The following is a 24,565-nucleotide window of genomic DNA, read 5'->3' as shown; positions in this document are numbered from 1 at the left end:
GGATATACAAACCGATGCGGGCAAGACGACAGACGAAGCTTGGATGGAAATAGTATTCCAGCCCCTCCTTGCTCTTCGGACAGGGCTGGAACATCAACAAGCTCACGGACTCCGGCCGTAAACCGTCCGGCAGTTACTTGGTAAAGATCTTCCAGCGGGTCGGGCGGAAACGGGCTTCCGAACCAAGCTCGATCGGAGCATGCAATGGCACCTCCACTTCGACATGGAACGGATCGTGGCCGTTGTTGGCGATGTCGATCTCGGCAATACGGGTGCCGGCGAGACGGCGACAGGCAGTAACCTTGCCGAACAATGCGTCCTTCTCGTCGGTCAGGACCACGTCTTCCGGGCGGAAGAACAAGTCTCCGGCCGCATCGGTCTTTTCCGAAATGCCGATCGGCTCGCCCTGGAACAGAACCGTGCCATTCTTCACCTCGACCGGCAGATGCGAGGATTCGCCGATGAAGGAGAAGACGAAGGGCGACTGCGGGCGGTCGTAGACATCATCCGCTGAACCGACCTGCTCGATCTTGCCCTGGCTCATGACGACAACACGGTCGGCAAGTTCAAGCGCTTCTTCCTGGTCGTGGGTGACGAACACGGTCGTGTGGCCGGTGCGGTCGTGGAATTCACGCAGCCAGCGGCGCAGTTCCTTCCTGACCTTGGCATCGAGCGCGCCGAAAGGCTCGTCGAGCAGCAGGATGCGGGGTTCGATCGCCATGGCACGGGCAAGCGCCACGCGCTGGCGCTGACCGCCGGAAAGCTGGTTGGGATAGCGGTTTTCAAGCCCCGAGAGCTGCACCATGTCGAGCAGGTCGGAAACCCGCTTTTTGATCTCGCTTTTCGGCGGGCGGCTGGCGGACGGACGGACCTTGAGGCCGAAGCCGATATTCTGCGCCACGGTCATGTGACGGAACAGCGCGTAATGCTGGAAAACGAAGCCGACATTGCGCTCCTGAACCGAATGGCGGGAGGCATCTTCCTCACCGAAGAAAATCTGACCGGCAGTCGGGAAATCCAGGCCGGCGATCAGGCGAAGCAGTGTCGTCTTGCCCGAACCGGACGGGCCGAGCAGCGCGATCAATTCGCCCGAAGCGATATTGAGCGATACGTCATTCAGCGCGGCGAAACGGTCGAATTCCTTGCGGATATTGTTGATTTTGACTTCCATACGCGGGGTATCCTAGTGCCGGCCACCGGCAGCGCCGGCACCGAACCGAAGTTCGAGAAAGGTTTTCAAAGCGAGCGTGACGAGTGCCAAAAGAGCCAGCAAGGATGCCACGGCAAAGGCGGCGACCATGTTGTACTCATTATAGAGGATCTCGACATGCAGCGGCATGGTGTTGGTGAGGCCGCGGATACGGCCGGAAACGACTGAGACGGCGCCGAACTCACCCATGGCGCGAGCGTTACAGAGCAGCACGCCGTAAAGCAGGCCCCATTTGATATTGGGCAGCGTCACATACCAGAACGTCTGCCAGCCGGAAGCACCCAGAGACAGTGCCGCCTCCTCATCGCCGGTGCCCTGGTCCTGCATCAGCGGGATCAGTTCGCGCGCAACAAAGGGGAAGGTGACGAAGACGGTGGCAAGCACGATGCCCGGCACAGCAAACAGGATCTCGATGCCATAGCTTTTCAGCCAGGGGCCGAGAAGGCTGCCGCTGCCAAAGAGAAGAACATAGACCAGACCGGAGATGACCGGCGAGATCGAAAACGGCAGATCGATCAGGGTGATCAGAAACGCCTTGCCCTTGAACTCGAACTTGGCGATCGCCCAGGAGGCGGCCAGACCGAAGACGAGATTGAGTGGCACGGCGATGGCAGCCACGATCAGCGTCAGCCGGATCGCTGCCCAGGCATCGGGTTCCAGCAACGCTTCCTCATAGGTGACCCATCCTTCGCGAAAGGCTTCGTAGAAAACCGACACAAGCGGGAGGAACAGGAAGAAGGCGAGGAAGACGAGCGTCAGGGCGACGAGGATCAGCTTGGTGGAGAAGCTTTCGTCGGCCGGATTACGGAAGGAGATACGGCGATTATCAGACATTGCCATATCTCCTGCGGCTCCAGGCCTGGATGAGGTTGATCACCAGAAGCATGGCAAAGGAGATCAGAAGCATGATCGTGGCGATGGCGGTCGCGCCCGCATAATTGAATTCTTCCAGCCTGATGACGATCAGCAGCGGTGCGATTTCAGACACGTAAGGGATGTTACCGGCGATGAAGATGACCGAGCCGTATTCTCCGACACCGCGCGCGAAGGCGAGCGCAAAGCCTGTCAGAAGGGCTGGCGTAAGACCGGGCAGAAGCACATTGAAGATCGTCTGGAACCGGTTGGCGCCAAGCGTGGCAGCCGCCTCTTCCACCTCCTTGTCGATCTCTTCCATGATCGGCTGCACGGTGCGCACGACGAAGGGAAGACCGATGAAGATCAGCGCGATGACGATGCCGATCGGCGTGAAAGCGATGCGGAAGGGCATGAACAGCGAGCCGACCCAGCCATTCGGCGCATAAAGCGAGGCAAACGCGATACCGGCAACAGCCGTCGGCAGGGCGAAGGGCAGATCGACCATCGCATCGATCAGCCGGCGCCCGGGAAAGCGATAACGGGTGAGCACCCAGGCGAGCAGCGTGCCGAAGACGACATTGATCACTGCCGCGATAAAGGCCGTGCCGAAGGATACATAAAGAGCCCGGATCGTCCGTTCATCGGAGAGGATGGCAAAAAAGCCCGACCAGCCGAGTTCGGCCGTGCGCCAGAGCAGGCCGGCGATGGGGATGAGAATGATCAGCGACAGGTAGGCGAGCGAAAAGCCGAGCGTCAACCCGAAACCCGGGATGATGCTCGGCTGTTTCAATCTCCAGCCCGCCGTGGAAGCGGTAGCGGATGCGGTCATGCTTGGTTCCGAATTCTACGTTCAGGCCCGACATGGCAACGGTGCGGCAACAAACTACCGCACCGTGCCTCCAGTGTCACTTGAGTGATTATTTGGCGCCGGGCTTGTAGATCTGGTCGAAAATGCCGCCATCACCGAAGTGTTCCGGCTGCGCCTTCTTCCAGCCGCCGAAGAGCGGATCGTCAATGGTGACGAGCTTGATCGGAGGCAGCTGCTTCAACAGTTCCGGCTTCACCACTTCCGGCTTGGACGGACGATAGAAGTGCTTGGCCGCGATGTTCTGGCCTTCGTCGGAATAGAGATATTGCAGATAGGCTTCGGCGACCTTGCGGGTGCCCTTGGCGTCGACGTTGGCATCGACGACTGCGACCGGCGGTTCGGCGAGGATGGAGATCGGCGGCACGACGATGTCGAACGCATCCTTGCCGAATTCCTCACCGGCCAGATAGGCCTCGTTTTCCCAGGCGAGCAGAACGTCGCCGATCTGGCGCTGGGCAAAGGTGACGGTGGATCCGCGGGCACCGGTATCGAGAACCGGAGCGCGCTTGTAGAGGTCGCCGATATAGGCCTTGATCTTGTCCTGATCGCCCTTGAATTCTTCATTGGCCCAAGCCCAAGCAGCCAGATAGTTCCAGCGGGCGCCACCTGATGTCTTCGGGTTCGGCGTGACGATCTGCACGTCGCCCTTCACCAGATCGCCCCAGTTCTTAATGCCCTTCGGATTACCCTTGCGAACGAGGAAGACGATCGTCGAGGTGTAGGGCGAAGCGTTGTTGGGCAGGCGGGTGCGCCAGTCTTCCTTGATCTTGCCGGTCTTCTGGATGGCGTTGATATCGCTTTCCAGCGCCAGCGTCACGACATCGGCCTCAAGGCCATCGATCACAGAGCGAGCCTGCGCGCCGGACCCGCCATGCGACTGACGGATTGTGACATCCTCACCACCTTCCGCCTTCCAGTGCTTGGCAAAGGCGGCGTTGAAATCCTTGTAGAGTTCGCGTGTTGGATCGTAGGACACGTTCAGAAGCTGGCTCGCGGCAAAGGCCGGCGCTATGCTTCCTGCAGCGAGCGTCACGCCGAGCGCAAGCACTGCCAGCCGCTTTCCAATCCCATCGGTGAAGTTCAGCATAGAGTCTCTCCTGTGATCCTTGTCCCATGACCAGTGTCCCGTGATCATCGGGCCATTTGATATGGGCTAAACTCTATCGGTCAGGTCGTCTTAGTCAATTCACGGCGAAAAGAAGGCAAAACTGTTTCCCTCGGGCGGGTTCGCGCGACAAAGAATGCGTTCCATGAGCATGAGTTCACAGAACAGCAGCATCGGGAAAACACCGAACGGCAAAAACGCAATCCGGCCGAAATTCGTTCCGGAGGCTCGATTTCAACCCGGCGGAGCGTCGCGCCTGAGGAAAATCTCCGTATGGCCAACCGCTTTGGGCACGTCTCGGAAGGGTGGGCAGAAGTCGAAACCGCAGGCGCGATAGATCGAGATGGCATCGGTCATATAGATGGTGGTGTGCGCCAGCAGCGTGCTCTTCCGACGCGCTTCGACAGCATGGATGACCGCCCGCATCATTGCGCCGCCGATGCCTCTTTGCCGGAAATTGGGGGCCACGTAGAATTTGTGAAGTTCGTCGGCCGTATCGTCGAAGATGGAAAATGCCAAACATCCCGCCGGCTGGCCATCCCATGATGCCAGCAGCATTCCTGTCCCCGATTGCGCGTAACGCCGGGCAAGGCTTGCCGCAGTCTCACCGTGATAAAGATCCGTCACCAGTTGAGGATCGACGCCATGGGTCGCGGCCATGGCGATATCCCAATCCGCCAGTTCCCGGCATAGCGCCGCGGCGATCTCGAAGTCCTCCGGTGATTTTGCGATGGACACAGAAAACATGCCAGCCTCTCGACAAGGAGAGTACATTAGCATGCCCTGCTGCACGTAGGCAGACGCCAATATCAATTAAGCAAGAGGGCTTACGCCGTCAGAAGCTCTCTCACCTGAGCTGGCTTCTGTGTACCTTCGCCTGCCCCCTCGATCGCATCGGCAATCGTGGTGTTGAACAGAACGTCGCGGGTGGCGTCGGCTACACGGGCGAAGACATGGCGGATTTCGCACAGGTGTTCGCCATCGCAATCATCGCATTTGCGATAGGCGGTTTGCGACAGGCAGGGAAGCGGAGCGATCGGGCCGTCGACAAGCCGCAGGACTTCACCGAAGGAGATCGCGTCGGCGGGCTTCAGCAGTAGATATCCACCCTGCTTGCCACGGCGGCTCATGACGATGCCGGAGCGCTTCAGGTCGAGCAGGATCTGTTCCAGAAATTTCTTCGGAATGGACTGCTGGACCGCGATCTCCGAGATCAGCATCGGCTCATCCGGGTCGGCCTGCGCCAGAGCGGCCAAGGCTCGAAGCGCATATTTCGCTTTCTGGGATATCATCACGCAACCATCAACAGCAACGCCGCCGCGAGGCTTTTTTGCCCTCACGTCGCCGCTTCACACTTCGTATCCCTGCGCCTCGCGAATATCTTGGATGCGACATCCGCGGTCGCGTTCGTGCACACGGCTATGCCGCATCGCACACTCCGTTCTGGAGTACCGCAAACATGCAGAAAATACAAACCTATGCGGGCATCTGCTGCCGTAAAAACAGTCACATTTGGTTAAGGCGGCAGGTTTTCTGTGTAGGCCCGGCTTTCTAGAGATATTTGCTCCCCAGAACCGGCGGAAGAAACGGCTTTTCCTGTCATCAGCCCCTGCAAGTCGCAATACTACAGCACTTGCTGATGAAAGAAGAACCATGACCTCGCATGATGTGATTGAGCGTACCGCGTATGCAAAAGGCAACGAGAGCCTCGCCGAAGAATTGAACGTCAGACTTGCAAGCCTCGATCTTGCCGGCCGTCTTTCCGCTGCTGCCGAACTTGGCCACGCCGTTTTCACCACCTCGCTTGGAATAGAAGACCAGGTCATCACCGCCGCAATCGGTACGCATCGCCTTCCTATCGAAGTTTCCACGCTGGAAACCGGACGTCTGTTCCAGGAAACGGTCGCGCTCATCTCGGAAACCGAGGAGCGTTACGACATGACGATCCGGCGGTTTCATCCGCAACAGGACGACATCGATGCCTATGCCGCGAAATACGGCCTGAACGGTTTCTACGACAGTATCGAAGCACGGCACGCCTGCTGTCATGTGCGCAAGCTGATCCCGCTCGCCAAGGCGCTTTCGCAAGCGCAGGTGTGGGTGACCGGTTTGCGCCGCGGCCAGTCCGGCAATCGCGCAACCACACCGTTTGCCGAATATGATGCCGAGCGCGGCCTCATCAAGGTCAACCCGCTGGCCGACTGGGATATCGACACGATCAATGCCCATGTGACGGCTGAGCATATCCCGGTCAACCCGCTGCATGCCCGCGGTTACCCCTCCATCGGCTGCGAGCCCTGTACCCGCGCCATCAAGCCCGGCGAGCCTGAACGCGCCGGACGATGGTGGTGGGAAAACGACGAGAAACGCGAATGCGGACTGCATGTCCCGGAAAGCGCGTCTCAGCCGATACCGGCTTCAGCACCGCTCGCGAGTTCCATCGCCCGCTGAGGCCCAAATCCCCACTCTTTGTGTGTAACATTCAAAATCTACCGGAGACCGAAATGTCCCTGTCTGCACAGGAAACGGAAATCAGGAACCCACCCGTTTCCCGCCCGCCGCTCGATCCGCATCTGAAAGCCCTCGAAAACGAAGCGATCCATATCTTTCGCGAGGTTGCCGCGGAGTTCGAAAACCCGGTCATGCTCTATTCGATCGGCAAGGATTCATCCGTGCTGCTGCATCTGGCACGCAAGGCATTCTTCCCCGGCCGCGTCCCCTTCCCGCTTCTGCATGTCGACACGACCTGGAAGTTCAAGGAGATGATCGAGTTTCGCGACCAGATCGCCGAAAAATACGACCTCGATCTCGTGGTCCATACCAACAAGCGCGGCGCCGAAGAAAACATCACGCCGTTTACCCACGGATCGGCCTTCTATACCGACGTGATGAAGACAGAAGCGTTGAAGCAGGCACTCGATGCAGGCGGCTATGATGCGGCCTTCGGCGGCGCTCGTCGCGACGAGGAAGCCTCCCGCGCCAAGGAACGCATCTATTCCTTCCGCACGCCGGACCACAAATGGGACCCGCGCAACCAGCGGCCGGAACTTTGGAACATCTATAACGGCATGATCAAAAAGGGAGAGAGCGTTCGCGCCTTCCCGCTGTCGAACTGGACCGAGGTCGATATCTGGCGATACATCCAGGCGGAAGACATTCCGCTCGTGCCGCTCTATTACGCCGCCGAGCGCCCCTATGTGGAGCGCGACGGGATGATGATCCTGGCGGAAGATCCGCGGCTGGAACTCCAGCCCGGCGAAGAAATCCAGCACGGCATGATCCGCTTCCGCACGCTCGGCTGCTTTCCGCTCACCGGCGCGATCCGCTCGACGGCGTCCAACCTGGAAGAGGTGATCGCGGAACTGGAAATCGCAACCGTTTCCGAACGACAGGGCCGCGCCATCGACCGCGACCAGTCCGGCTCCATGGAAAAGAAGAAGCGCGAGGGATATTTCTAAGATGAGCGCCACAGCTACAGCCACAACTACGCCCGTCGCTGCTTCGGCGAATGTCATTCCCTTCGCCGAATCCGCCGCCCGCGTTTCGCGCGATACGCGGCCGCTGCGCCTCATCACCTGCGGCTCCGTCGATGACGGCAAGTCGACCCTGATCGGCCGGCTACTCTGGGACACCAAGGCGGTCAAGGAAGACCAGGCGGCGACGCTTGCACGCGACAGCGGCGCGCAGAACGATCTCGGCCTGCCCGATTTCGCGCTGCTGCTCGACGGCCTGCAGGCGGAACGCGAACAGGGCATCACGATCGATGTCGCCTATCGCTATTTCTCCACGGATCGCCGCTCCTTCATCGTCGCCGATACACCCGGCCACGAACAATATACCCGCAACATGGTGACCGGCGCCTCTACCGCCGATCTCGCCATCCTTCTGGCTGACGCCCGCGTCGGCCTGCTCGAACAGACCCGTCGGCACGCAACGATCGCGGCACTGATGGGCATCAGGCAATTCGTGCTGGCGGTCAACAAGATCGACCTGATCGGTTACGACAAGGCAGTGTTCGAAAAGATCGCGGTCGAATTCCGCGAATTCGCATTGGCACTCGGTGTGCGGCAGATAACGGCCATTCCGATGTCGGCGCTCAAGGGCGAGAATGTCGTTCTCTCCGGCGCTGACGCAATGCCCTGGTATGAGGGCCCGACGCTGATCGAAGCGCTGGAGCTTGCCACCAGCCGTTCCACCCAGGCCGGCGGTTTCCGCCTCCCCGTGCAACGTGTCGTGCGCCCCGGCGAGAGTTTTCGCGGTTATCAGGGTACGGTATCGGGCGGCGCGATCAAGCCGGGTGACTCGGTTGCGATCCTGCCTTCGGGCACCGTCGCGAATGTGAAGCAGATCGTCACCTTCGATCTCGTGCGCAATGCAGCGGTGGCCGGCGATGCGATCACGCTCGTTCTCGACCGGCAGGTGGATGTGGCGCGTGGCGACATCATTGTCTCCATCGACGGCCAGCCGATGACCGGCACATCCTTCGACGCGCAGCTCGTGTCGCTTCAGCCGGGCGGCATCGAGCCGGGCAAGCGTTACTGGCTGAAAAGCGGCTCGCGCCGGCAGCGGGTAACGATCGAACCCACTTCGCAGCTCGATCTTTCGACCGGCCAGTGGAAGCCGCATGCCTCGCTGCTTTCGATGAACGCGATCGGCAAGGTGCATCTTTCCTTCGAAGAACCGGCGGTGTTCGATGCCTATGAGCAGAACCGCGCCACCGGCGCCTTCGTCCTGATCGATCCCGACACGCTGAATACGGTTGCCGGCGGCATGGTTACCGCGAAGCGCGCAGATGTCGGCGGCATCCATCGCGGCAAGGAAGGTGAACAGCGCATCGTGCTTTCGCTGCCCGCGGATTTGGCCGAACAGCTGATGGCAAGTGAATTGTTCGCATCACGCCGCGACGAAGCGGAGATCAGGAGACTGACGGCCGCAGAAGCAGCCGAGTTCTTCTCCAATGCCGGAAGCGATATCTGACCGCAAGAATGTCATGAGGGCGGCGCAAGCCGCCTTCGTGTTACGACAAGTGCGTTGTAACTCTCAGCGCCAGTAGCTCTCAGATCACAAATTACGGAAACAAAAAAAGCCCGCGAAAGCGGGCCTTTTCATATGAGTTTGTTGTTTTGCAGCCGATAATGCTTCGGCTGAGCTGCTTCTGCTCAATGGCGCAACAAGTGGCTGCAGCTAGAAAACAAACATGTAGAGCAGAACGATTACAAAGATAGGAACTCCCATTGCCCACAATGCGATACCTTTAAGCATAGTCACCTCCATCGGTTTCGATGGGCTGATAACGCCGGCTCTCTTCAGCTGTTCCCAAAAATGAGAATACAGGACCTGCTGGTTCGAGATTAATCGATCTCGGACATGGTAATGGAGGCGGCAGCGAAAGGGTTTAAACAGACCGCACACATGCAAACTGGGACGTCCAGATCGCGCCGACAAATGCGTTCTTAAGCCCAAACGATAAAACAGTCCCCAATCGGTCCGTTTATCAGAAAAGGAATTCTGCGGAGAAAGTCTTTCGGGAGTTGAAACCTTTGCTCTGAAAGGCTTTTGACTGGTCGGAGTGGCAAGATTCGAACTTGCGACCCCCACGTCCCGAACGTGGTGCGCTACCAGACTGCGCTACACTCCGTGACCAGTGGCGCCTCTATAGAACAGCATTTTTCCTTCGACAAGCACCGTTTTCGAAAAAAATGTGACAAGGCTTAATTCGTTTGTCGCACCTCGTGGAACTGCCCTGAATCCGTTGCAAAAAAGCGGCGCTTCAAGAATTTGATGTCAAAGCCGTCCCGTGATCTCGCGGTGAGCCAGGAAAATCTGCTAGCTGGAACATGACATATGTCCCGCAGGCATTGCTTGGGGACCAGCCCATCACACAAGGATTTTCACGGATCATGAGCCGCCGCCTCATCGCATCGACCGCCCTTCTCGCACTTGCACTTTCCAGCTGCACGACCGTTACCATAACCGACAGCCCGATATCCAAGCGCTGGGTCGGCCACTCTGCCGGCGAGTTCTTTGCAAAATACAATCCGCCGCTCGATGACGTTACATCCGGTTCCAGCACAGTCTATAGCTGGCGCGGCGGCTACAAGCGCATCAAGCTGGAGAACGGCAAGAGCGCCAGCGTCAGCTGCTCAGCCAAGATCACCGTTTCCTCCGATTACACGATCCGCAATATCGAGATCACCGCCGACCGCCCCGGCGCAACCGGACCGAGCTACTGCGAGGAACTGTTGGCCGGCGCGTAACAGCACCTGTAGAGACTTGCGTAGCACCGCTCCCCGGACCGGTGCTACGCTTCAGAACACGCGCGATGGCTGCAAATCAGGGTAGCCGTCTGGAGCCGCCATTGACGGAATGCTTCTCTTCACGGTTTTCCCGGTTGCCCGGGCCCGCGAGTGAAACGTCGATGGCTAACGCCGGAAAATTGCCCTGATAAGTCCCATGGCGGACCTGCTGTGCGCCTGCAGGCGATAATTGATGACGCGCTTTGCCCGTTCGGATGAAAGCATGAAGGTTAGCGCAAAAAAGACTGTCATCGACAGTTTGACCTTGGCGGAATACGGATAGGTCCACAAAAGCGACAGCAGAAACAGGAGCTGGCGTAGCCCGACACGTGCGCTGTTTGCGATTGCCAGATAGAAGCTGCGTTCCTGATGAAAATAGGCGCGATTGGCGGTCACCAGGCGGGATCCGAGACCTGTCTTATCAAGAAGCGAGCGAAGATGCTCCAGCCGGTGCTCGAAACGCTCCGCCTCGCGCTTGAGCGGGATCGGGTTCAATTCACTGCTGAAACCGGAATCATTGCGGTCATGCACCCGGTAAAGGCCGAGCGGCCTCGAAAGACTTATGATGTCACCCATGAAAGGAGCCACGAACAGGATGACGCCATCGACAGCGCGTTCGTAATCCGCTCCTTCTATCAGTTGGCAGACATCCCTGCGAAACACATTTCCGGATGTCGGAGGGCTTGTGTAGTATCCGGTCTTCAGAACTTCCCGGACGAGCAGTTCCCTCTCACGAAAATCGGAAAGCGGTGGGACGGGACCGCTCATGATCCGCCGCCGCGCATCCATCCTCAGCAACGGGAACTGAAGTTTCGCCACATCCTTGTCGAGGTGCCAGAGGACTTCCGTCAGCGCGCCGGGCAACAATTCGTCATCGGCATCGAGAAACAGGACGAAAGGGGCCGTCGTCTCCTGTAGCCCGCGAAGGCAGGCGAGCCTTTGCCCGGCATTTTCGATATGGTACGCCCGGACGCCAGTTCGGCATATTTCGTCCCAGGAATTATCTGTCGATCCGTCATCGATGACGACCAGTTCACAATCCCGGCGACCCTGCCTCAAAACGCTTTCAATGGCATCGGTGACATAATCGGCATAATTCCAGCAGGTAACGATGACCGCCAATTTGGGAGAGCCGGCACCCCGCGTATCCATGGAGATGTTTTTGCCCTGACCCGCTACCATAGACTCAAGCGTTTTCAAGGCAATGTCGTCGGTCATGACCGTTGCCTGTTGATGATATAACCGACAAGATTGGCTCCGGCCCTGCGCAGCTGCTGCTCGGCGCTCTTGACGGCTTCCCGCGTCGTGCGACCCCACCGCGTCACGAGGACGACGACATCGGCTTGAGACGCAAGAGCCAGGGCGTCCAACGAACTATCCAATTCAGGAAGATCGATAATAACATCACCTTTCTGACGCGCCGCTTCAATGATCTCGCGGATGCGCGGGTGACGGAAATTGGAATAGATATTGGTCACCGCATCACGGGAGAGGACCGGCAAAATTGCAATCCCGTCCCGCTGCTCGAAAGTTATCTCCGCGATATCCGCTTCCGAAATTGCGGCATCTGCAAGCGATGCGAGCGGGCCGCCCGATACGCCCCTGGTCTGTTCACCGCACCAGAACACGGTTGCGGGACGTCCGCTGCGATTGAGCATATCTGCAAGGTTGAGCGCGAGCGCCGATCCGCCCGCGTCACGGGAATAGCCCGCCAGCGCGATCACGGCGTTCTTGTCGGCCTTCTTGTGGGTATAGGAGATATCGATCAAGGTACGCAGATCACGGATGGCCGCCGCGTGGCGCCGCATCCGCTGTCCGGCCCCGACCCGCGTCGCAAGCTGCAATCGGCCCCCGACCTCCGGTATCTGAGCCATGCAAGGCATCGTGGTTTCAGTTTCCAGATCCTTGGGACTGCGGACCTTGCGATCGAAAGCAATGCTCATGGCCAGCGCAGCCATACCGAAAAACAATCCCAGCACGCCGCCGAATGCCACGATAAGAGAGGTTTTTGGACTTGACGGAGCAAGAGGGGGAAGTGCGGCGCCAGTGATCTTGGCATCGGCATCCGGTGTCGCGGCCTTTGGCAGCGTGCCTTCCTTCATCGCCTGCGTGGCCGTCGCGATCTGGGCGGATAATGCATCAAGTCGCCCCTGCAGGGTTTCCGTTCCGGCGCTGGCAACCTGTTCCTTCGAGGTGACGGATTGCAGGATGTAACCGGAGATGATGGCATTGGCGACACGCGCGGGCTGGGTTGGGTCCGTGGACCAATAACCGACCGCAACAACATAGGACTGGCCGACGCGGCGTGCGGACACTCTCTCAACGAAGTTGGCGAAGGCAACACGCTTGAGATTTTCTTCCGGGCTTTGGGTGAGCGTGGTGGCGTTATTTTCCGCGGGCTGTCCCGAGAAAGTCGACCGGACCCACTCGATCGGGCCGGTAATGGCCGACTTGAGCAAGCTCACAGGCTGGGGCGCAAGCTCCGGGCTTTCATACAATTTCAGGCTTTCGAAAACTGCCGAGAGAAGCCGCTCCGAGAGAATGATCTGCAGTTCACTTTCGGCGCTGTTCAGATCAAGCCCCTGCTGCAATATCGAGCTGGCATTGGCGAACTGGCGCGGTTCGAGCAAGATCGTGGCTGTCGCATCATAGGTGCGCGGCAGAGAATGCGCGTAAAGCGCTGCGGCAATGACACCTGAAAACATGCAGGCAAGCAGGCGAAGCTTGTATCGCCACGCTATGACAAAAACCAGTTTAAGGAACATGACAGGGCCATCGACCCTGTTATCCTTTGCCACGTTATCTATAGGCCAGATGCGCGACGCTCGCTCGACGGGACCAGGTCTGTCAAAAGTCATCGTGCGGCACCTCCGCCAAGGCGCTCGAGTTTGGTGGGCGGAACATCCAGAGAGGCCGCTCTTTCCGGGTTGATTTTACCGCACAGAAGATCAGCCAAGGCTGCTAGATTTCCCTTTACCCTGCCACGCCGGTCGATAAACGGTTCCGGGGCCACGGACTTTGCGAAATTCATCGACATGTTGCGCCAGATCTGGCCGATCGCCTGTTTGGTCGTCATCGTTCCCTTCCGACGTAGATAAACGGGGTTTATTACCTGCGAATATCCCAAGCGCTGGCCACTGACCCGGCCGACCTTCACTCCCATGTGAACACCATAGGCTTCGGCGCATTTGACCAGGTCCCCGCCCTTTTTCGCCAGCGATGCACCAAAGTCGCGATCCTCCAGCCAGCCATAAAGAACGAGACGCTCGTCGAAGCGATTATCGCCTATCGCCGATACTCTGTACGCCATGTTGCAGCCGTAGGGGCTGAAGGGACGCTCCCAGACCGATCCCTCAGTCGCAGGGGCCTCTTCGACAAGCTTGACTGCCTCAGTAAAGGGTATGCCCGGCCCCTTGATACCATCGGCGACCACACGCCCGGTAAAGCCCACCACACTGCTTTCGTCCGCAAAGGCGCGCGCCGCGGTGGCAAGCCAGTTCGGGTCGGCAACGAAATCGTCGTCCAGAAACACGAGAACGTCAATTCCCGTTGGCAAATGATCCAGAGCGTTGTTGCGCTGGGCCGGCAAGCCCGCCTTCCCGGTGAGCACCTCTACACGATCATCATCGGCAAGATCTCCAGCATCACTGCTATCCACGCAGGAAAGGATTACCCGCTCGGGCGCCAATGTCTGCGTTTCCAGAAGGTGACGGACGGTCTGCGACACGACTGCCGGACGACCGCGGGTGGCGATGGCGACAGCAACCCTGGCAATGGGCGGCGCTGCCGGCGCAGGAGGCGCCAGGCGGACCGTCGGCTCGTCAAGCAGTTCGCAATATCCTGCAGCGGTCTCACGCCAGGAGAATTTCTGCATCTGGACGAAACCCTTCGCACGCAGGTCGTCCATCAGCGAAGCCGAGTTCCTCAGGGCCTCGACATAAGCTATCCATTGAGCCGGGTCGAAGGGCGAAGCCATCAGCGCGGCATCGCCACAGACTTCGGCCATGCTCGAATGGTAAGACGATATGACCGGGCATCCCAGTGCCATCGCCTCCACGACGGGCAAGCCGAAACCCTCATTCAGGGAGGGAAAGGCAAGACACAGGGCACGTTTCAGAAAATAGGCGATGTCGTCATCGGAAACCCGACCGGCCATTATGACATTGTCGTGCTGCCCCGCCGCGCTTTCGCTGAAAATACCGAAATCCCCCCCGGCAATGACAATATCTATTCCAAGCCTATCCAGTTCCGCGGCAATCTTGGACAGAAGCGCCAGGTTCTTGTGCCTGGCGCGGGATCCAAGCGCAAAAACATACCGGCGAGACCGCGCTGCGATCGCCTGAACGATCCCCGGCGCGATGGTGGCCGCGTCGGCATTCCATTGCAGGACATGTTCGTAGCCGTTCGGCAGGACGGCGATATCCTTTGCCTCTATCGGCAGGTAGCGGGCAAGCTGGCGCGCCGAGGCATGCGAAACCGTCGCGATCCGCATCGCCCGTCTGGCGAGCACCGGCTGGATGGACTTGTAGGCCGTCCGGAACGCCAGACTGTAGCTGTCAGGCGCTGCAAAAACGTTGCCGTCATGGATACAGACGATCTGGTTCTTCTTGGCGACAGGAGCCGTATTGCAGAGATTGAGCAAGGGGCCACGCCATTTCCAAGGCAGAACGCATTGTTCCCACGCATGGCCGTTGAGGCGGCTGGCGACTTCAATCCGCGAAAAGGCGTTCAGACCTGGATCGGCAGCGCCGGAAGGAACAAGAAGCGAAGCGACCGCCCCGCCACCGCTTGCCTCATCGAGGGCCTTCAGCACATTCAAGGCGTAGCGCTGCACGCCGGTTGGCGTCTGGGTCAGAAAGCGGCCGTTGACTGCGAAACTATCCTTCAGGCCCATCGATAAATTCCAACGCCTTCCCTGCCACAGAAACTATTGTTGAAATCCTATTCCAGTAAAAATACCGGATACTTCAATAACAATAGCACGATAAATTCAAGTTTCAGCACTGAAGAGTTGAAATAGTTAATCCAGAAGGGAATACACCCCGATTTTTCGACGATATATTACCAGACCCAACCAGCGCTCGAATGATGCCCGCAATGCCAAAAGGCATTACTCCTCAATAGCTTCCACGCGCATTCAACACGGCGGGTATGGTCTTGGCCATAATCACCAGATCGCCGACAAGACTGCGATTGGCGACATACAGCGCATCGAGCTGCACGCGCTTGACATAATCTGCATCGCTTCGCCCGCTAACCTGCCACAATCCTGTCAGACCCGGACGCACGCGAATATAATCGGCGTAGTTCTGGCCATAATAAACCGTCTCGCTGGGAACGATCGGGCGAGGACCGACAATGCTCATATGGCCGAGAACAACGTTCACGAGCTGCGGAATCTCGTCAATGCTGCTCTTGCGCAGAAAAGCGCCGAACGGCGTGATGCGCGGATCGTTCTTCAGCTTGCGCGTCGCCGCCCATTCCGCCTGCTCCGCAGGATTATCCGCCAAGTATTTTTCAAGCAACGCTTCGTTATTGTTGACCATGGTGCGAAACTTAAGACATGGGAACATACCCCCGCCTCGCCCAATCCTGCTATGAGCTATGAAGATTGGCCTTCCCTGTATCAGCAGCAATACGAGAGATGTTATAAATATTAATGGTATAAGAACAAGCAAAGCCGTCAAAGACAAAAGAATATCTAAAGCACGCTTTGCAAATAAAGATAGCCTAGGAGACAGCCTTAACTTGAATTTGTCGAAAACAAATAATCGCTGAATGCCACTTTCGCCGGCGTTTACATTGACGTCACGCATTGACGCACTCCATATCAGCAGATGTGATTAAAGGTCAGTCGATTTGCATGCACTGCGTAGCACTGTTAATCATTGCTAACAAATGCTTAAAAGTTTGACAATATATTTATTGACTGTAGTCTATTGAAAAATGTTAGAAACTCCAGGAAGTCTTTAGTGAAACTTTCCGGACCGTTCTCCCTTAGTTCTTCTTTGGAACAACCGAAATTACAGGTTTATCCTCAGAACTCTCGGAACTAATACGATTTATAGAATATAACGATTCTCGTGAGGTGGTTCATGCGTGTGGCAATTATCCACTATTGGCTCGTCGGAATGCGAGGCGGCGAGAAAGTCCTTGAGGCGATCTGCAAGATTTACCCTCAAGCTGACATTTACACACATGTATATGACAAGGCTTCCATATCAGCTGCGATCAATTCACATACAATTTATCCGACGTTCATCAATTCTTTGCCGTATGCAAAGCGTATGTATAAAAAATACCTTCCCCTGATGCCGATGGCTCTGGAGCAGCTGGACTTAAGTCAATATGATCTTGTCATCAGTAGCGAATCCGGCCCTGCCAAGGGCGTTATTCCGAATTCTCCGGCCGTTCACATCTGCTATTGTCATTCTCCGATGCGATACGTCTGGAATATGTATCACGAATACTATCGGAAGTCAGGTATAATGACGCGGCTGATGATGCCGCCGCTCGCGCATCGCCTCCGGGCGTGGGATATCGGAACGGCAAGCCGGGTCGATCATTTCGCCGCCAACTCGGTCACAGTCGCCAACCGGATCAGAAGCTATTATCGCAGGGATGCGGATGTCATCCACCCGCCTGTCGACACTCAGGCTTTCCGCCCGGTGCCCATGCAGGAGGTCGGCGACTATTATCTGATGGTCGGCGAACTCGTCGGCTACAAGAGGCCGGATCTGGCTGTAGAGGCCTTCAATCTGATGAAGAAAAAACTCGTCGTCATCGGCGGCGGCGAGATGCTGGACTATCTTCGCAAGATTGCCGGCCCGACAGTGACGATCATGGGCTCACAATCCTTCGACGTGCTGAAGTATCACTATGCACGGTGCAGAGCCCTGATCTTTCCGGGCGAAGAAGATTTTGGTATAGTCCCTCTGGAAGCCATGGCAAGCGGTCGTCCCGTCATCGCATTTGGGCGCGGCGGAGCAACCGAGACGGTTATCGATGGCAGGACAGGCGTTTTCTTCAAGGATCAAACCGTCGAGACGCTTATCGACGCAATTGATCGGCTGGAGCGCATGGACTTCGATCCGGCCGATGCCGTGACACGTGCCGCAGATTTCGCCACACCTGTGTTCATCAGGAAATTCAGTAACTTTGCGTACAAGGCGCTTGGCACAGAGCCGCCGCCGGCCGTGAGACCCGCACAGATAGCATGACACAGGTGAAATAGCCGAAGGAGCATAGGGAACGTGAAGCATACCAATTCCTCCTGCCGCCGTAACCGCAAAGCATTCTTTTCCTTCTCCGCAGGTGCCGCGATAGTTGCGCTTGCCTCGGGCATGCTCGTATCGACCATCGGGCAAGCCCTTGCAGCCACCTATCTTCTCGGTCCGCTCGACGTATTGAAGATCCGCGTTTTCGAATGGCGGCCGAGTGCGGGTATCGCATATGAGTGGGTGCCGCTGACGGGAGAATTTACGGTTTCGGCCTCCGGAACGCTTTCACTGCCGATCGTGGGTACAATTCCGGTCGCCGGCAAGACGCCAGAGGAAGTTTCCGAGATCATCGGCGAGCAACTTCAGGCCCAGATCGGTCTTCAGAAACGGCCGAATGCATCGATCGAAATCTCCAGCTACCGGCCATTTTTCGTTACCGGCGCAGTTGGGACACCCGGCAAGTTCAATTTCCTCCCCGGCCTTACCGTAACCCAGGCGCTCAGCATGGCTGGAGGAAGCGGAAGCGTTGACCCTCGGGTCATGGAGGTCCAGCGCGAGGCCCTTGTGAACCAAGGCACGATGCGGGAGCTTGAAGCAGAGCGGCTTGGTCTCCTGGCGAGACAAGCCCGCGTGGATGCCATGCTGGCGAAGAACGTCAAGATCAGCTTTCCGCGCGAACTGACGGAGCGCTCGTCCCAGACCGCAGTGATGCAGGTGATGCGAAACGAGCAGGCGCTTCTGGACAGCCGCCTGCGCTCTATGGATTCCGATCTTACCGCGCTGGAACAGTCCAAGGTTCTTGCCAAGAACCAGATCGAAGGACTTAAGCAGAAGGAAGCGTCGCTGACGAAGCAGATCGATCTCGCCAACAAGGATCTGAGCTCGGTCAACAAGCTGGTATCACAAGGGCTGACCGTGTCATCACGCCAGCTTGGCGCGAACCAGAATCTCGCGGATCTCGAGAGCCGCAATCTCGACGTATCGCTTGCACTTTTGACTACTCAGCAGGATCTGACGAAACTCGACCAGGACGCATTGGCCGTCGTGGAGAAGTTCAAGGCATCCGCACTGATGGAAGCATCAGAGCTCAGAGACAAGCTTGCAGCCAATGACGAGAAGATGAGAACCTCGCAGGCACTGCTCCTGAATATCGAGATGCGCGTGCCGGCGGCCCTATCCGCGCTGAATGCCGAAGGCCGCCCGCGTACGATCACGAAAATCAGCCGCACGATCAACGGCGCGACGGAGACATTCGTGGTCAAGGACGACGATGCCGTTCAGCCCGGCGACGTCATTCGTGTCGAGCCTCAACAGAATGCGGTGACGCAAAACGGGGGCGCCTCGCAATAACCGGCATCAACCCTAATAGAGAGGAAAACTCGCCACGGCAGTGCTCGGGGCTTGATCGAACACGCATAGACATGCGATATTAATATTAGAGAATCCTAATTAAAATTGAGTAATGAATGGCTATTTGGGTCCTGATCCTTTCTGCCGCCATTGGCGCCGTTTGTGGAATCTGGCTTCATGTCGTTGTCTTTACTATACTTTCCGTGTTTGTTGCGATTGTCTATCTCTTGACCGCAGTCCTGTCGGGACTTTCATTGGCATCTACCTTCATATGGATCATGATGCTGAGCACTGCGCTTGGCGCTGGCTATATTGCCTCTCATTTCGTACGCTACGTGGCCCATAGCCGGGCACATAAAGCCAAGCACCGGCATTCGGAGCTGGAATCTGGCACCAAATATCTTCACGATCAGCAACACCCCTGACCAGCGCGGCAGATAGCCGAAGGCGTGTTCGGGCCGGATGCGGATAATTTCGGCCTATTCGAAGCAAATATTCAAATTTCGCAATTGAATTCCATCCCATGCGCCTGGGATATACTAAGTCTTCATACGACAATCAAATATACGTATCGACGTTTATTTTCGATGGACGCCGTGTCTATCGCTAGTATAACCTATCAATACATACAGAAAAACTGAATAACCGATGATCAATCTATGGAGCATTCACCTCCCTTTCACGAACATCGGGAAATACGGATAATAAAAACGGATATATCCAAGCGATCATCCCAGAGCCGCTGACCTGCCACGACACACTCAACTTCCTTGAAGATAGGATCGGACATGTCGAAGCTGCCGCGTAGAACATTCGTCAAGGCATCGGTACTGGCAGGGGCCGGGGTGATGCTGGGTGGCCGGGCGCTGGCAGCAAGTGACCCGACCAGCGGACGCCGCCTGATCTTTGACGAGCAATTCAGAACGATCGACTGGACGATCTGGGAAGCCGGGCGGAAAGCCACGACATTCGATCCGGGCTTTTACGGTAATTCCGCCTTTGCCCGTAGCACCGGCGAGGAGGGCTTCAATCCTTACGCAATCGTCGACGACGACGCGACGGCAAACGGCAAGGCGCTGCAGATTTCGGCAAAATATATCGGACGGCAAATGTCCGTGCCGCATTATTACGGCAACGGGGATCCTCAGAAGCAATGGATTTCCGGCAATCTTCAGACTGCCCGCGGAGACGGGACAATTCTCAAGGGATGGCGGACCGGCTACTTCGAGACCCGGATGATCTTTCCCAAACATCCGCTCACATGGCCCGCCTTCTGGCTGATGAATGGCCGCAGCATTCTTTTCCCGAAAACCAGCATCGAGATCGATGTTGTCGAGCAGAAGGGGTTCGAGCCGACGAATTACGGTGCCTACCTGCACGAATGGGGCCAGCCGGGAGAACGGCACGCCGAAGTCGGCGTCAGGACACCGGTCGACATGACGACGCAATATTGTCGCTACGGGATGCTGGTGACCGAGAGCGAATGCAGGCCGTATTTCGAACGTGAGCCGGTGATCGATCCCGCGAGCGGCCGGCCGACCGTCTGGCCGATCGGGCGCGCTGCAGAAATCAAGGCCAATAACGATCTCTTCTGGCCGCTCGTGACCCTCGCGCTGCGTGCGGACGTGCCTTACCCGGACCCCTTGCTTCCCGAACACATGGAGACATCGATGCGAGTGGACTATGTGAAGGTCTATGCGTGAGCAGGCACCGGCGCGAAAGACGTCTCACGCTCTTCGGCCGGCACCGCTGTCGCAAGCCCTGCCATGACGAAAAACAAAAGCCCGGTATCCACGGTTGATCCCGATACCGAAGCGCCGATGAGAAGACAAAGGCAGCCGTTGCGGCCGGCAAGCCGGACATCACTGTCGAAGGTCCGCGGCGTTCCCCGCCTGGTGTAAAAGGCAGACAAAAAGAATAGGCCGAAGAAAATCACACCCGGAATGCCGACATTGGAAAGAAGCGCAATAATGAAGCTCGATGTGCGGGATGTGCCCAGCCCGACGCCGAGGCCATAAGAGTTGATAAAATTGCTCCAGCCATAGGCATTCCACATGCCCCGTTCGATGCCGGATGCAGAGTTCGCCTTGCTGAACAGCAGAAGATCAAAATAGGCATAAAGCTGGCGGAAAAGATCCTCGTTCATAACGATCATCATGCCGATGAGGACGAGGATGATCGGCGCGAAAAGGACGACGCCGCCACTGATCCGCGTGCCGGACTGGCCGCCGCAGCGGAAAAAGCAGGTCATGTAAAGGATTGCGAGGCACACCGGCAGACCGAACAGGCCGGCGGACGAAGTGGATCTGATCACCATGATCGATGTCAGCAGGAAGAGAAAACCTGTCAATTTGCTGTAGCGCCCGCAAATGCGCATCGTTCCGGCAAAACCCACCACGCCCAGGCTGACACCGGCGAATGTGGAAGCTTCCGGCCAGGAACCGACAACGCGCTTGACGCCGGCGACAATCGCCTCGTCATGGAACGCATAAGGTGCGTTTCGGATATAGCTGAAGAGTTCCTGGATCGGGGTTCCGTAGGTGACGAGATCGGCAATACCGAAGAGCAGGTTGGCGGAAGAGAAGGCCAAGACGGTACCGGTCGCCGCGCGAAACCCTGCCATGGTAGAGGCCATCGCAACGATCATGACGAAGGTCACGATATTGGCGGTGTTGTAGATGGCCTGGGTGAGATTGCTGGAAACCGGACCGAGCGGCACCGCGCCGCCGGTCTCGGGATATTCCGACGAGCCGAGCGGAATGATGTTCATCGTCTCCGCCCACAGCCTCGGAGCGAAAAACCCTGCAAGCACGCCATAGGTCAGAAGGCAGAGAAGCCAGAAAGCAGGTTGCGGAAAGGCCAGCGCGTTGAGTGCGACCTTCATCTTCTCACGGTAGGAGAGCGTTGCGAGCGCCAGGAAGCCGACGAAGAGATGGCCGGGCTGAATGCCTGCCCCGCCGATCATCACCGCAGCCGCTCCGCCGAATATGGTCATCACGCCGAAGGCAATCGCTGTGGCGCGATAACCGGATATCAGGCAGAGGATGCCGACGATAAGTGTGAAAACACCAACGGGCGGGATACTCATCGCAGCAACCCCGCCTTTGTGGTGAAGTGAGTTTGGCGCGCCGTCGAGCGAGTGCGTTTCCGCGTTTCCTCAAAACGCGAGATCGCTCCATCTCCCTGTTCTGACGCAATTCCGGCCGTAAAACCGGTTCCAACCTTGAAGCGAATTGCTCTACTCCTCGACAGTTCCGGTTAGCCCGAGCGCTGCACGCGCGGCTCGTTCACCGCTCAGGAAGGCGGCGTCGGTCCAGATATAGCCCCACTGGCCGAAGCGGCCGCAATATTCGATGTCCACCTCGTCAAGATAGGCATGCACGGTTTCGACGGCGGCTTTTCGGTCAAGATCGAAGATTACGTTGCCAAAAGGCAGCATGATTGCGCTCTTGTGAATGATCTCGGCGCGCGACTGCACGATGCCGGACTTTATCAGCGCATCGATGGCCGGTTCGATCCACTCGTCCGGGCTGCCGGTCAGCGGCCGGTATTTTTCGCTGAAGTAGATTTCCGCCTGCAGAGCCCCACAGCCATCGGGAACGCTTTTCTTTGAAAGATTGCCGCGGTAGCTGACGCGCGCGAACGGGATGTCCTCATCGTAGAAATAGGACCATTGCGGCTTGGTCTCGATCGGGCGATTGAGCCCGATATTGACGACCACGACCTGGGTGCAGGCGAGCTTCGCTGCGGCTTCGCGAACGTCATCCGGCACACCCTTGATCAGCGGAATGACGATCGGGAGAGGCAGGGACGAAATCAGCTTCTTGAAATCATGCGTCGTGCCGTCCTTGAATGTGAGCTGCTTTTCCTTCGTGTCGATCGCCGCGATCTCGTGGTCGCAGAGCACTTCGGCCTTGTCGTAAAAGCCGCTGATGAAGGATTCGAAGCCGCCTTCCGTCGGATAACGGAACTCATTGACGTAAAAAACGTCGAGCGGCTCGTGTTCGAGCGCGCCGCGCAGCACCTCTTCCAGATTGGGGCGATAGAGACGCGGCCCCAGCCAGTCCGTCGACATGTTGCTGGCATCCGTGGTGTGATACTTGCGAGTGTAAACTGCCGGGAAGGTTTCGGCGAAGGTCTTGCCGAAGGCGGCCAGCAGCCAGTCTTCGTAATTGGTGATCTTCGGGTTTTCGATCTGGCGCGCCTCGATGAAATCCTTGATGCAATTGACCACCAGCTCGGCCGGCAGGCCGTGAAGGTTGACCTGGGCGGGATGCTTGATCCAATGCCCCTGCCAGTAGTTGTTGCAATAGACATTGCCGACCTCGAATTTCTGGCCGGTCGATTCAGCAAACAGATCCTTCACGCGGGGATTTTTCGTGAACGAGATATGCACGCCCTCGTCGAAGACGAAGCCGTCACCATTGCCGAAGCTCGAGGTCAGGCCGCCCGGCCTGGAGCGCTTGTCGTAGATCCTGGCCCGTATGCCATTGGCAAACAGAACGTTGGCGGCGCCGAACCCGGCCATTCCGCTGCCCAAGATCGCATATCCCTGATGCTCCATCATCGTTCCCTTATCACCACTCGTCTCTTTTGGTCTCGGCGCTTCAGTTTACCCAGCGAACATCGTCGGACAGACGTCCCGCATCCATGAGGCGTTCAAGCGTGGTCAGTCGCTTGGCCGCAGCCGGAATGACTTCACGTCCCGCCTGTTTTGCACTCGTCAAACCGTCGACCAACCGCGTGATCGATTCAGACAGGGAGACAGCCGGCTGGTGGTCCGGGGCTGCCTTGGCATAGCGGGTGAAATCCACCTGATAGGAGCGCAGATCCGGCAGTGCGTCCTTGTTGATCGACACGCGCGTTCCGGGGATCGCCTGGGCGACGGCCTCGGCAAGCTGGAAGACCTGATAATTGTTCTCGTTGCGGCCGGCATTGATCGACACGAAGCGGCCGCCATTGTCGCTATCGCGCTTGATTGCCCATTCCATGGCTCGCGCCATGTCCTTGACATCGATCAGCGGGCGCCAGGGCGTGCCGTCGCTCAGGACCTTGATCTCGCCGGTCGAAAGGGCCGTCGCGACGAAATCGTTCAGCACCAGATCCAGTCTCAACCGCGGGGACTGGCCGCATGCGGTGGCGAAGCGCAGGCAGGTGATCGCCATGTCCGGCGCTTCCAGCTGTTCCAGCGCCTGTTCGGTGGCGATCTTGGACCTTGCATAGGCGGTCAGCGGTGTCAGCGTGTCGTTTTCCTTGCGTGGCCCACCCTCGGCAAAGCCGTAGACGCTGCAGCTGGAGGCAAAGACGAAGCTCTTCACACCTGCCTCAGCGGCTGCCGTGGCGATATCGACGCTGGCGCGGTAATTGATGCCTTCCGTCTGCTTTTCGAAACGGGCGCCGATCGGATCGTTGGAAAGAGCTGCCAGATGCACGACCGCATCCACGCCTTCGAGCAATTCCACCGGAAAGTCACGGACATCGCCGAAGACCTGTTTGTCGAGCACACGCTCGGGAAATTCATCGGGCAGCGTCAGGCATTGGGCGAAATAACCGGTATCGAACCCGATAAGCTCCGCGTCCGGCCAGACCGAGCGAAAATGTGCTGCCACGACCGGGCCGACATAACCCATATTTCCGGTGATCAGGATACGCATATACGAA

At 57.7% G+C, this 24,565-nt stretch carries 21 protein-coding genes and 1 tRNA gene; 8 read left to right on the top strand and 14 right to left on the bottom strand.

From position 1 onward, the window contains the following. Positions 1-133: 133 nt before the first annotated feature. The 6 genes from JZX87_RS05310 to JZX87_RS05285 all read right to left on the bottom strand — a co-directional run bounded on the left by JZX87_RS05310 (position 134) and on the right by JZX87_RS05285 (position 5,330). Positions 134-1,171 (bottom strand): sulfate/molybdate ABC transporter ATP-binding protein, encoded by a 1,038-nt coding sequence (locus tag JZX87_RS05310; protein ID WP_183822868.1) that lies wholly within the window; start codon positions 1,169-1,171, stop codon positions 134-136. A gap of 12 nt (positions 1,172-1,183) precedes the next feature. After that, positions 1,184-2,044, bottom strand: coding sequence for a sulfate ABC transporter permease subunit CysW (gene cysW / locus JZX87_RS05305; RefSeq protein ID WP_148144026.1), 861 nt, complete (start codon positions 2,042-2,044; stop codon positions 1,184-1,186). After that, positions 2,037-2,894: a sulfate ABC transporter permease subunit CysT gene (cysT, locus tag JZX87_RS05300; protein WP_206824322.1), complete on the bottom strand. Its 858-nt coding sequence runs from the start codon at positions 2,892-2,894 to the stop codon at positions 2,037-2,039. Before cysT ends, cysW begins: the two co-directional genes overlap by 8 nt. An 88-nt stretch (positions 2,895-2,982) precedes the next feature. Beyond that, positions 2,983-4,020 carry a sulfate ABC transporter substrate-binding protein gene (locus JZX87_RS05295; protein ID WP_206824321.1) on the bottom strand — a complete coding sequence of 346 codons (1,038 nt, stop codon included), beginning with the start codon at positions 4,018-4,020 and terminating at the stop codon, positions 2,983-2,985. Positions 4,021-4,272: 252 nt separating this feature from the next. Beyond that, complete coding sequence (locus JZX87_RS05290) at positions 4,273-4,785, bottom strand: GNAT family N-acetyltransferase (RefSeq protein WP_286194163.1); 513 nt, start codon at positions 4,783-4,785, stop codon at positions 4,273-4,275. 80 nt (positions 4,786-4,865) lie between these two features. Beyond that, positions 4,866-5,330, bottom strand: coding sequence for an RrF2 family transcriptional regulator (locus JZX87_RS05285; RefSeq protein WP_183822872.1), 465 nt, complete (start codon positions 5,328-5,330; stop codon positions 4,866-4,868). Positions 5,331-5,691: 361 nt separating this feature from the next. On the opposite strand from JZX87_RS05285, the gene JZX87_RS05280 reads away from it, so the two are divergent. The 3 genes from JZX87_RS05280 to cysN are packed head-to-tail and all read left to right on the top strand — an operon-like array spanning position 5,692 to position 9,015. Then, a complete protein-coding gene (locus tag JZX87_RS05280) occupies positions 5,692-6,489 on the top strand; it encodes a phosphoadenylyl-sulfate reductase (RefSeq protein ID WP_206824320.1) in 798 nt (265 codons plus the stop codon). A gap of 53 nt (positions 6,490-6,542) precedes the next feature. Then, the gene (cysD, locus tag JZX87_RS05275) at positions 6,543-7,496 is read left to right on the top strand and encodes a sulfate adenylyltransferase subunit CysD (RefSeq protein ID WP_148144031.1); all 954 of its coding nucleotides are present in this window, start codon (positions 6,543-6,545) and stop codon (positions 7,494-7,496) included. A gap of 1 nt (position 7,497) precedes the next feature. Further along, positions 7,498-9,015: a sulfate adenylyltransferase subunit CysN gene (gene cysN / locus JZX87_RS05270; RefSeq protein WP_206824319.1), complete on the top strand. Its 1,518-nt coding sequence runs from the start codon at positions 7,498-7,500 to the stop codon at positions 9,013-9,015. Between the two features lie 584 nt (positions 9,016-9,599). Here the strand turns inward: cysN and JZX87_RS05265 are convergent. Next, positions 9,600-9,676, bottom strand: a tRNA-Pro gene (locus tag JZX87_RS05265). Positions 9,677-9,938: 262 nt separating this feature from the next. Here JZX87_RS05265 and JZX87_RS05260 point away from each other — a divergent pair. Then, the gene (locus JZX87_RS05260) at positions 9,939-10,295 is read left to right on the top strand and encodes a hypothetical protein (RefSeq protein ID WP_148144033.1); all 357 of its coding nucleotides are present in this window, start codon (positions 9,939-9,941) and stop codon (positions 10,293-10,295) included. Positions 10,296-10,460: 165 nt separating this feature from the next. Here the strand turns inward: JZX87_RS05260 and JZX87_RS05255 are convergent, their stop codons facing one another. From JZX87_RS05255 to JZX87_RS05240, 4 genes are all read right to left on the bottom strand, one after another. Beyond that, on the bottom strand, positions 10,461-11,552 hold the full coding sequence (locus JZX87_RS05255; RefSeq protein WP_286194162.1) for a glycosyltransferase family 2 protein: 1,092 nt from the start codon (positions 11,550-11,552) through the stop codon (positions 10,461-10,463). After that, the gene (locus tag JZX87_RS05250) at positions 11,549-13,192 is read right to left on the bottom strand and encodes a Wzz/FepE/Etk N-terminal domain-containing protein (protein ID WP_183822882.1); all 1,644 of its coding nucleotides are present in this window, start codon (positions 13,190-13,192) and stop codon (positions 11,549-11,551) included. Before JZX87_RS05250 ends, JZX87_RS05255 begins: the two co-directional genes overlap by 4 nt. Further along, positions 13,189-15,228: a glycosyltransferase gene (locus JZX87_RS05245; RefSeq protein ID WP_183822884.1), complete on the bottom strand. Its 2,040-nt coding sequence runs from the start codon at positions 15,226-15,228 to the stop codon at positions 13,189-13,191. The genes JZX87_RS05250 and JZX87_RS05245 overlap by 4 nt, the downstream gene beginning before the upstream one ends. A 223-nt stretch (positions 15,229-15,451) precedes the next feature. Then, positions 15,452-16,150 carry a sugar transferase gene (locus JZX87_RS05240; protein ID WP_206824318.1) on the bottom strand — a complete coding sequence of 233 codons (699 nt, stop codon included), beginning with the start codon at positions 16,148-16,150 and terminating at the stop codon, positions 15,452-15,454. Between the two features lie 315 nt (positions 16,151-16,465). Between JZX87_RS05240 and JZX87_RS05235 the strand changes: the two genes are divergently transcribed. The 4 genes from JZX87_RS05235 to JZX87_RS05220 all read left to right on the top strand — a co-directional run bounded on the left by JZX87_RS05235 (position 16,466) and on the right by JZX87_RS05220 (position 20,607). Beyond that, positions 16,466-17,554, top strand: a complete 1,089-nt coding sequence (locus JZX87_RS05235; RefSeq protein ID WP_148144103.1) for a glycosyltransferase — start codon at positions 16,466-16,468, stop codon at positions 17,552-17,554. A 33-nt stretch (positions 17,555-17,587) separates the two neighbouring features. Beyond that, positions 17,588-18,904, top strand: a complete 1,317-nt coding sequence (locus JZX87_RS05230; RefSeq protein ID WP_353654162.1) for a polysaccharide biosynthesis/export family protein — start codon at positions 17,588-17,590, stop codon at positions 18,902-18,904. Positions 18,905-19,020: 116 nt separating this feature from the next. After that, the gene (locus JZX87_RS05225; protein WP_148144041.1) at positions 19,021-19,329 is read left to right on the top strand and encodes a hypothetical protein; all 309 of its coding nucleotides are present in this window, start codon (positions 19,021-19,023) and stop codon (positions 19,327-19,329) included. 363 nt (positions 19,330-19,692) lie between these two features. Further along, positions 19,693-20,607, top strand: coding sequence for a LamG domain-containing protein (locus tag JZX87_RS05220; protein WP_148144042.1), 915 nt, complete (start codon positions 19,693-19,695; stop codon positions 20,605-20,607). Here JZX87_RS05220 and JZX87_RS05215 read toward each other — a convergent pair. The 3 genes from JZX87_RS05215 to JZX87_RS05205 all read right to left on the bottom strand — a co-directional run bounded on the left by JZX87_RS05215 (position 20,598) and on the right by JZX87_RS05205 (position 24,558). Next, positions 20,598-21,992, bottom strand: a complete 1,395-nt coding sequence (locus JZX87_RS05215; RefSeq protein ID WP_183822892.1) for a hypothetical protein — start codon at positions 21,990-21,992, stop codon at positions 20,598-20,600. The genes JZX87_RS05220 and JZX87_RS05215 overlap by 10 nt on opposite strands. A gap of 150 nt (positions 21,993-22,142) precedes the next feature. Further along, positions 22,143-23,468: a protoporphyrinogen/coproporphyrinogen oxidase gene (locus JZX87_RS05210; RefSeq protein WP_286194186.1), complete on the bottom strand. Its 1,326-nt coding sequence runs from the start codon at positions 23,466-23,468 to the stop codon at positions 22,143-22,145. A 43-nt stretch (positions 23,469-23,511) separates the two neighbouring features. Next, positions 23,512-24,558 carry an NAD-dependent epimerase/dehydratase family protein gene (locus JZX87_RS05205; RefSeq protein ID WP_148144044.1) on the bottom strand — a complete coding sequence of 349 codons (1,047 nt, stop codon included), beginning with the start codon at positions 24,556-24,558 and terminating at the stop codon, positions 23,512-23,514. Positions 24,559-24,565 lie beyond the last annotated feature (7 nt).

The organism is Agrobacterium sp. Ap1 (assembly GCF_017313375.1).
Taxonomy (GTDB): Bacteria; Pseudomonadota; Alphaproteobacteria; order Rhizobiales; family Rhizobiaceae; genus Neorhizobium; species Neorhizobium cellulosilyticum.
The sequence above is the reverse complement of the archived record's forward strand: the minus strand, read 5'-3'. Positions and strand labels throughout refer to the sequence as shown.